9 protein-coding genes are annotated in these 8,670 nt (G+C 72.9%); 8 read left to right on the top strand and 1 reads right to left on the bottom strand.

Going from position 1 to position 8,670, the window contains the following annotated elements:
- Positions 1–320: 320 nt before the first annotated feature.
- The 8 genes from gap to AB0910_RS29360 all read left to right on the top strand — a co-directional run bounded on the left by gap (position 321) and on the right by AB0910_RS29360 (position 8,328).
- Positions 321–1,325, top strand: coding sequence for a type I glyceraldehyde-3-phosphate dehydrogenase (gene gap / locus AB0910_RS29395; protein WP_366747695.1), 1,005 nt, complete (start codon positions 321–323; stop codon positions 1,323–1,325).
- A gap of 93 nt (positions 1,326–1,418) precedes the next feature.
- Positions 1,419–2,630 (top strand): phosphoglycerate kinase, encoded by a 1,212-nt coding sequence (locus tag AB0910_RS29390; RefSeq protein ID WP_366747694.1) that lies wholly within the window; start codon positions 1,419–1,421, stop codon positions 2,628–2,630.
- A gap of 46 nt (positions 2,631–2,676) precedes the next feature.
- Positions 2,677–3,432 carry a triose-phosphate isomerase gene (tpiA, locus tag AB0910_RS29385; protein WP_366747700.1) on the top strand — a complete coding sequence of 252 codons (756 nt, stop codon included), beginning with the start codon at positions 2,677–2,679 and terminating at the stop codon, positions 3,430–3,432.
- Positions 3,433–3,629: 197 nt separating this feature from the next.
- A complete protein-coding gene (secG, locus tag AB0910_RS29380) occupies positions 3,630–3,866 on the top strand; it encodes a preprotein translocase subunit SecG (RefSeq protein ID WP_345650530.1) in 237 nt (78 codons plus the stop codon).
- A gap of 199 nt (positions 3,867–4,065) precedes the next feature.
- Positions 4,066–4,401, top strand: a complete 336-nt coding sequence (locus AB0910_RS29375; RefSeq protein WP_079060169.1) for an RNA polymerase-binding protein RbpA — start codon at positions 4,066–4,068, stop codon at positions 4,399–4,401.
- A gap of 145 nt (positions 4,402–4,546) precedes the next feature.
- A complete protein-coding gene (pgi, locus tag AB0910_RS29370) occupies positions 4,547–6,202 on the top strand; it encodes a glucose-6-phosphate isomerase (protein ID WP_366747693.1) in 1,656 nt (551 codons plus the stop codon).
- Between the two features lie 3 nt (positions 6,203–6,205).
- Positions 6,206–6,766 (top strand): PH domain-containing protein, encoded by a 561-nt coding sequence (locus AB0910_RS29365; RefSeq protein ID WP_366747692.1) that lies wholly within the window; start codon positions 6,206–6,208, stop codon positions 6,764–6,766.
- Positions 6,763–8,328 carry a PH domain-containing protein gene (locus AB0910_RS29360; protein WP_366747691.1) on the top strand — a complete coding sequence of 522 codons (1,566 nt, stop codon included), beginning with the start codon at positions 6,763–6,765 and terminating at the stop codon, positions 8,326–8,328. Before AB0910_RS29365 ends, AB0910_RS29360 begins: the two co-directional genes overlap by 4 nt.
- Positions 8,329–8,352: 24 nt before the next feature.
- Here the strand turns inward: AB0910_RS29360 and AB0910_RS29355 are convergent, their stop codons facing one another.
- The gene (locus AB0910_RS29355; RefSeq protein WP_366747699.1) at positions 8,353–8,622 is read right to left on the bottom strand and encodes a hypothetical protein; all 270 of its coding nucleotides are present in this window, start codon (positions 8,620–8,622) and stop codon (positions 8,353–8,355) included.
- Positions 8,623–8,670: the final 48 nt, after the last annotated feature.

Here is an 8,670-nt window from a genome sequence, read left to right as displayed (position 1 = left end):
GGTGTCGACCTGCGGGTCGGCGTACGAGGGGTCGACCCAGGCCGTCTCGGTGCGGGTGGGACCGTGGCCCCACCCGCCGGATGCCCGGCGGGGCACAGCGGCCGGCGGGGTGCCTCGCGGGCTCGTGGGGGCGGTCTCGGAGGGCCGTCGGGTTTCCGCCCATCGGGCCGGGTTCGCGCGCAGGTGAGCGGCCCCGCCGAGGGCCCCCTCTGATGTCACGGCCCGGAGCCGGGGGCGGTAGGGTCGTAGGTGGTCGGGGACATCCCATACAGCTCGCCGGGCGTCGCGACGCACGGCGTACCAACGAGGAGATCGGTTTCGTGACGATCCGCGTAGGCATCAACGGCTTCGGCCGCATCGGGCGTAACTACTTCCGCGCGTTGCTGGAGCAGGGTGCGGACATCGAGATCGTGGCTGTCAACGACCTGGGTGACACCGCGACCACGGCCCACCTGCTGAAGTACGACACCATCCTGGGCCGCCTCAAGGCCGAGGTGACCCACACCGCCGACACCATCACCGTCGACGGCCACACCATCAAGGTGCTCTCCGAGCGCAACCCGGCCGACATCCCCTGGGGCGAGCTGGGCGTCGACATCGTCGTCGAGTCGACCGGCATCTTCACGAAGAAGGCCGACGCCGAGAAGCACATCGCGGGCGGCGCCAAGAAGGTCCTCATCTCGGCTCCGGCCACGGACGAGGACATCACCATCGTGCTGGGCGTCAACGAGGACAAGTACGACCCCGCGAAGCACACCATCATCTCCAACGCCTCCTGCACCACCAACTGCGTGGCGCCGATGGCGAAGGTCATGCTGGAGAACTTCGGCATCGTGTCCGGCCTGATGACCACGGTCCACGCCTACACGAGCGACCAGCGCCTCCAGGACTTCCCGCACCGCGACCTGCGCCGTGCCCGCGCCGCGGCCGAGAACATCATCCCGGCGAGCACCGGCGCGGCCAAGGCCCTCGGCCTGGTCATCCCGGAGCTCGCGGGCAAGCTCAACGGCATGGCGATGCGGGTGCCCGTCCCCACGGGCTCCGTCACCGACCTGGTCGTCGAGACCGAGCGCGTGGTGACCAAGGACGAGGTCAACGCCGCGTTCCAGAAGGCCGCCGAGGGCCAGCTCAAGGGCTACCTCTCCTACACCGAGGACCCGATCGTCTCCTCGGACATCGTCAACTGGCCGGCCTCCTGCACCTTCGACTCCTCCCTGACGATGGTTCAGGGCAAGAGCGTGAAGATCATCGGTTGGTACGACAACGAGTGGGGCTACTCCAACCGCCTCGTGGACCTCACCGTCTTCGTCGGCAACCAGCTCTGATCCGTACGGCACGAGCCCAGGGCCCGGCCCGCGCAGCGTCGCGGAGCACGGGCCCTGTGGCCTGTCGGCAGCCCTGAGGAGACCAGGAGACCCATGAGGACGATCGAAGAACTTCTGGCGGACGGCGTACGCGGCAAGCGCGTCTTCGTGCGCGCCGACCTGAACGTGCCCCTGTCCGGCACCGCCATCACCGACGACGGCCGCATCCGGGCCGTCGAGCCGACGGTCGCCCGCCTCGCCGAGGCCGGCGCGCGCGTGATCGTGGCCTCGCACCTCGGCCGCCCCAAGGGCGCGCCCGACGCCGCCTTCTCGCTGGCGCCCGCCGCCGCCCGCCTCGGCGAACTCCTCGGCAAGGACGTCGCGTTCGCGACCGACACGGTCGGCGACTCCGCCGCTCGGACCGTGGCGGCCCTCCAGGACGGCCAGGTGGCCGTGCTGGAGAACCTGCGCTTCAACCCCGGCGAGACCGCGAAGGACGACGCCGAGCGCGGCGCCTTCGCCGACCGGCTCGCCGCCCTCGCCGACCTCTACGTCGGCGACGGCTTCGGCGCCGTGCACCGCAAGCACGCCTCCGTCTACGACCTGCCGGCCCGCCTGCCGCACGCCGCGGGCTTCCTCATCGCCACCGAGGTCGGCGTCCTGAAGAAGCTCACCGAGGACGTCGCGCGCCCCTACGTCGTCGTGCTGGGCGGCGCCAAGGTCTCCGACAAGCTCGGCGTCATCGACCACCTCCTGGAGAAGGCCGACCGCATCCTCATCGGCGGCGGCATGGCCTTCACCTTCCTCAAGGCCCAGGGCCACGAGGTCGGCTCCTCGCTGCTCCAGGAGGACCAGATCCCCGCGGTGCGCGAGTACCTCAAGCGGGCCGACGAGCGCGGCGTGGAGTTCGTGCTCCCCGTCGACCTGAAGGTCGCAGCCGAGTTCCCCGACCTGAGGACCAAGGCGCCCGCCCACCCCGAGACCGTGCGCGCCGACGCCATGCCCGCGGGCAGGATGGGCCTCGACAACGGCCCCGAGACCTGCGCGCTCTACGCGTCGAAGCTCGCCGACGCGGCCACGGTCTTCTGGAACGGGCCGATGGGCGTCTTCGAACACCCCGACTACGCCGAGGGCACCAGGGCCGTGGCCCAGGGCCTGCTCGACTCCTCCGCCTTCACCGTCGTCGGCGGCGGCGACTCCGCGGCCGCCGTGCGCACGCTGGGCTTCGACGAGTCGGCGTTCGGCCACATCTCGACCGGCGGCGGCGCCAGCCTCGAATACCTCGAGGGCAAGACGCTCCCCGGCCTCGCCGCACTGGAGGACTGACCTTCCCATGACCGCAACACCCGAGAGCACCGGCCGCACGCCGCTGATGGCGGGCAACTGGAAGATGAACCTCAACCACCTGGAGGCCATCAGCCAGGTGCAGAAGCTGGCCTTCGGCCTGAACGACAAGGACTTCGCGGCCGTCGAGGTCGCCGTCCTGCCGCCGTTCACCGACCTGAGGTCCGTCCAGACCCTGATCGACGGCGACAAGCTGAAGATCAAGTACGGCGCGCAGGACATCTCAGCGCACGACTCCGGCGCGTACACGGGCGAGATCTCCGGCCCGATGCTCGCCAAGCTGAAGTGCTCGTACGTCGTCGTCGGCCACTCGGAGCGGCGCCAGTACCACGGCGAGACCGACGAGCTGTGCAACGCCAAGGCCAAGGCCGCCTACCGGCACGGCCTCACCCCGATCCTGTGCGTCGGCGAGCCCGAGTCCGTGCGCGAGGCCGGCGGCCACGTCGCCCACACCCTCGCCCAGGTCGAGGGCGGCCTCAAGGACGTCACGGCCGAGCAGGCCGAGACGCTCGTCATCGCCTACGAGCCGGTCTGGGCCATCGGCACCGGCAAGACCTGCGGCGCCGACGACGCCCAGGAGGTGTGCGGCGCCATCCGCGGCAAGATCGCGGAGCTGTACGCGCAGGACGTCGCCGACAAGGTGCGCATCCAGTACGGCGGCTCGGTCAAGTCGGGCAACGTCGCGGGGATCATGGCGCAGCCCGACATCGACGGCGCCCTCGTCGGCGGCGCCTCGCTGGACACGGACGAGTACGTCAAGATCGTGCGCTTCCGCGACCAGTGAGTGTGCCGTAGCACGGATTCGTCGTACCCTTGCGGGGGCCGGCCCCGGACGCGAACGTCCGGCGGTGGGCCCCCGCAGTGCGCGGCGGGTGGTGCGGCCGCTCAGGCCGCGGCCCGTCCGTCCGATCTGCTCGACAGATCGTGTCAGATCTTGTCCCAAGTTGTCCGGTCCGCTTGTCCGAGGAAGTTGGTTCAGCCGTGGTTCTGGGGTTCTCGATCGCCCTCATCGTCTTCAGCCTGCTGCTGATGCTGCTGGTGCTGATGCACAAGGGCAAGGGCGGCGGCCTCTCCGACATGTTCGGTGGCGGCATGCAGTCCTCCGTGGGCGGCTCCTCGGTCGCGGAGCGCAACCTCGACCGGATCACGGTCGTCGTCGCCCTCCTGTGGGTGGCGTGCATCGTGGTGCTGGGCCTGGTCATCAAGCTCAAGGGCTGAGCACGCGCGGGTTCCGCCCCGCTGGACGCGGCCTATCATGAGGATCCGCGCCCGGCGCGAGGGGCAGCAACTCCCTTAACTGGACGCGTGTTCGGCGTTCTCTAGACTGGGGCGCCCAGGGGCGCCCGGCCGTCGGGGAGCCCGGCAGCGCAGCTGCCGTTCGATGCTTTGCGGCACCATCACGCAGGGAGTTACGACCGTGGCAAGTGGCAACGCGATCCGGGGCAGCCGGGTCGGAGCGGGGCCGATGGGCGAGGCCGAGCGCGGCGAGTCCGCGCCCCGCCTGCGCATCTCCTTCTGGTGCTCCAACGGGCACGAGACACAGCCGAGCTTCGCCAGCGACGCGCAGGTCCCCGAGACGTGGGACTGCCCCCGCTGCGGCTTCCCGGCAGGTCAGGACCAGGACAACCCGCCGGACCCGCCGCGCACCGAGCCCTACAAGACGCACCTCGCGTACGTGCGCGAGCGGCGCAGCGACGCGGACGGCGAGGCGATCCTCGCCGAGGCGCTCGCGAAGCTGCGCGGCGAGATCTGACCATGGCGGACCGGCCGGGACACCCAGGGGTGCCCGGCCGGACGCGTCCGTGCCCGCCGGTCCCTCGGCCGTCCGCCTGATCAATTAGGTTGGAGGCCGAACAGGGGCACGCATCGAGGCACGAGAAGAAGTGGGCTGATCCGACATGAACGCTTACGGGGCTCGCACCAGGCTGGACAAGCTGCCCGAGTGGGCCGCGCTCGCCAAGCACCGCGAACAGTTCGGCGACACGCACCTGCGCGAGCTGTTCGACTCCCGCCCCGCGCGGGGCACCGAGTACACCGCGCGGGTCGGCGACCTCAGCGTGGACTACTCGAAGCACCTGGTGACGGACGAGACGCTGGCGCTGCTGCGGGACCTCGCGAAGGCCACGGGCGTCGCGGAGCTGCGGGACGCCATGTTCCGCGGCGAGAAGATCAACACCACCGAGGACCGCGCCGTCCTGCACGTCGCGCTGCGCGCCCCGCGCGACGCGGTCATCGAGGTCGACGGGGAGAACGTCGTACCGGCCGTGCACGCGGTCCTCGACAAGATGTCCGGTTTCGCCGAGCGGGTGCGCTCCGGCGCGTGGACCGGGCACACCGGCCGGCCCATCAAGAACGTCGTCAACATCGGCATCGGCGGCTCCGACCTCGGTCCCGCCATGGCCTACGAGGTCCTGCGCACCTTCACCCGCCGCGACCTCACCGTCCGCTTCGTCTCCAACGTCGACGGCGCCGACCTGTACGAGGCGGTGCGCGACCTCGACGCGGCCGAGACGCTGTTCGTCATCGCGTCCAAGACGTTCACGACGATCGAGACCATCACCAACGCGACCTCCGCGCGCGCGTGGCTGCTCGGCGAGCTGGGCGCGGGGCAGGAGGCGGTCGCCAAGCACTTCGTCGCGCTGTCCACCAACGCGGGCAAGGTCGCCGACTTCGGCATCGACACCGACAACATGTTCGAGTTCTGGGACTGGGTCGGCGGCCGCTACTCGTACGACTCGGCCATCGGGCTCTCACTGATGATCGCGATCGGCCCCGACCGCTTCCGCGAGATGCTCGACGGCTTCCACACCGTCGACGAGCACTTCCGCACCGCGCCGCCCGAGTCCAACGTGCCGCTGCTGCTCGGCCTGCTCGGCGTCTGGTACGGCTCGTTCTTCGACGCGCAGACCCACGCGGTCCTCCCGTACAGCCACTACCTGTCGAAGTTCACCGCGTACCTCCAGCAGCTGGAGATGGAGTCCAACGGCAAGTCCGTGGACCGCGACGGCAGGCCGGTCGACTGGCAGACGGGCCCGGTCGTATGGGGCACCCCCGGCACCAACGGGCAGCACGCGTACTACCAGTTGATCCACCAGGGCACCAAGGTCATCCCCGCGGACTTCATCGGCTTCGCCCGCCCCTCGGCGGACCTGCCGGCCCCGCTCGCCGCGCAGCACGACCTGCTGATGGCCAACTTCTTCGCGCAGACCCAGGCGCTCGCCTTCGGCAAGACGCCCGACGAGGTGCGCGCCGAGGGCGTCGCCGAGGAGCTCGTGCCGCACAAGACCTTCCGCGGCAACCACCCGACGACGACCGTCCTGGTGCCCGACCTGACGCCCTCGGCGCTCGGCCAGCTGATCGCGCTGTACGAGCACAAGGTCTTCGTGCAGGGCGCCGTCTGGAACATCGACTCCTTCGACCAGTGGGGCGTCGAGCTCGGCAAGGTGCTCGCCAAGAACATCGAGCCCGTCCTCACCGGCGAGAAGTCCGCCGAGGGGCTCGACTCCTCGACGACCGGACTCGTCGCCCTCTACCGCTCGCTGCGCGGCCGCTGACCGATGACGACGGGGGCGCAGGCGGCCGGGTCCGCGCACACGGCGCCGCACCGGGGCACCGGAGGGCCCGCGGGCCCGGAGTACCGGCTGCGGCCGCCCAGCGAGGCGCTCGACCCGCGCGCCGTCGCCTGGTGGCGCACCCAGTGGCTGCTGGCCGCCGCGGGTCCCGCCGCGTCGCTCGCCCTCGTCGGCGCGCTCGTCGGGCCCGCGCGCGTGCCGCTGCTCACGGCGGCCGCCGCGGTCACGGCCGCGGGCCTCGCCTGCGCGGCCGCCGTGCCGCGCTGGTGGTACCGGGTGCACCGGTGGGAGGTCACCGACGACGCGGTCTATGCGCGCTCCGGCTTCTTCTGGCAGGAGTGGCGGGTCGCGCCGATGTCCCGCATCCAGACCGTGGACACCGTGCGCGGCCCGCTTGAACAGCTGTTCCGTCTTTCGACCGTCACGGTGACCACGGCGTCGGCGAAGGGGGCCGTGCACCTCAGGGGCCTCGACCGGGACACGGCCGCGGGCCTCGCCGAGCGGCTCACCCGCATCACCCAGGAGACGCCGGGCGACGCCACATGACGGCGGGCGCGGCGGAGGCGGACGGGCGGACCGCGCCGCCGGGCCCCGCGGAGACCGGGCGGTGGCGGCGCCTCGACCCGCGGACGTACGTCGTCACGGCGCTGGTGCTCGCCGGTGTCGTCGTCATCGCGGGCGCGCCCGCGGCGCTCGGCATCATGGCCGCGCTCGGCGTGGCCCGCGCCACGCTGTGGACGGTCGCGGGCGCCGTGCTCGCCACCGCGCTCGGCACCGGCGTCGACTACGTGCGCCGGCGCCGCACCGGCTACCGCGTCGGACCGGAGCGCGCCGAGCTGCGCCAGGGCCTGCTGCTGGTGAAGCGCCGCTCGCTGCCGCTGGAGCGCATACGGACCGTCGACCTCACCGCCAGCCCGCTGCTGCGGGTGTTCGGCCTGGTCACCGTACGGATCGGCACCGGTGAACACGCCCGCGACGGCGCCCTCGAACTGGAGTCGGTCGCCCGCGCGGAGGGCGAGCGGCTGCGGCGGGAACTCCTCGCGCACACCCCGGTGCCCAAGGCGCCGCCGCCCGACGAGGGCACGCTCGCCGCGATACGGCCCGCCTGGGTGCTGTACGCGCCGGTCTCGTTCCTCTCCCCGCTGCTCGCGGGCGCCTCCGTGGGCGGCCTGCTCCAGGTCAGCGACTGGTTCGGGGCGCAGCGCGACGTGATCGGGCTGGTGGCGCGCTGCTTCCGGCACGCGCCCCTGGGCTGGGCCGTCGCGGGCTCGGCTGCGGCCGCGCTGGCCGCGGGCGCGGTCGGTGCGCTCGGCGTGTGGACCGAGATGTGGTGGAACCACCGGCTCGAACGCGAGCCGGGCGGCACGCTGCGGGTGCGGCGCGGGCTGTTCACCGCGCGCTCGGTCTCCATCGAGGAGCGGCGGCTGCGGGGCGTCGAGGTGGTGGAGCCGCTCGGCGTGCGGCTGCTGCGCGCCGCGCGGGTCGACGCCGTCGCGACGGGGCTCGTGCACAAGGACGCGGGGGAGAAGCACGTCGACCACCGCAACCTGCTGCCCGCGGCGCCCCGGGCCGTCGCGCACGCGGTCGCCGCGCGGGTGCTCAGGGAGCCGGTGCCGCCGACGGCCGCCCCGCTGGCCGCGCACCCGGCGGCGGCCCGGGGCAGGAGGCTGCGCCGGGCGCTGGCCGCCGCGCTCGCGCCGGTCGGCCTCGCCGCCGTCCTCGGCCCCTGGTGGGCGGCCGCGTGCGCGGCGGCCGTCGCGCTGCCCGCGGCGGCGGCGCTCGCCCGGAGCGCGTACCGGGCCCTGGGGCACGGCCTGAGCGGCCCCTACCTGGTGGCGCGCTCCGGCGCGGTCCGCAGGTCCACGGTGGCGCTGCAGCGCTCGGGCGTGATCGGCTGGACCGTACGGCAGTCGTACGTCCAGCGCAGGGCCGGGCTCGTCACGCTCACCGCCACCACGGCTGCGGGCCGCGGCCGCTACCGCGTGCCGGACGCCGCGGAGTCCGAGGCGCTCGCCTTCGCCGAGGAGGCCGTACCCGGCCTGCTCGCCCCGTTCCTGATCACGCGGCCGCCGCGGGGCGGGGACAGCAGCGTGCGGCACGCTCTCTGACGGGGTGCGGGCGGGCGCCCGTCCTCAGGCCGCGCCGCGCCCGCCGAGCTGGATGCCCGCCATCCGCCTCCACTCGTACGGGCCCGTGACGACCTTGGCCGCGAGCTCGCCTTCGAAGGACTCCCGCAGTGCGAGACCCGCCTGCTCGGCCGCGCTGCGCGCGACCTCGTCGGACGGCGCCACGAGGTCGCCCCAGCCGCCGTCGGCGCCGACCAGCACGATGCGGGTGCCGCGCCTGCCGAGGTAGGCGAGCTGCCCCTCGGCGCCGCCGTGCCGCGCCCCGAACGCGCGGATCTGCTGGGCGAGCCGCGCCGCACTCCGCGCGGCCCGCGCCGTGCGCCG

The sequence above is a fragment of the Streptomyces sp. NPDC047002 genome (assembly GCF_040704505.1).
Taxonomy (GTDB): domain Bacteria; phylum Actinomycetota; class Actinomycetes; order Streptomycetales; family Streptomycetaceae; genus Streptomyces.
Note: the sequence above shows the minus strand (reverse complement) of the source record. Positions and strands in the feature narration are given on the sequence as shown.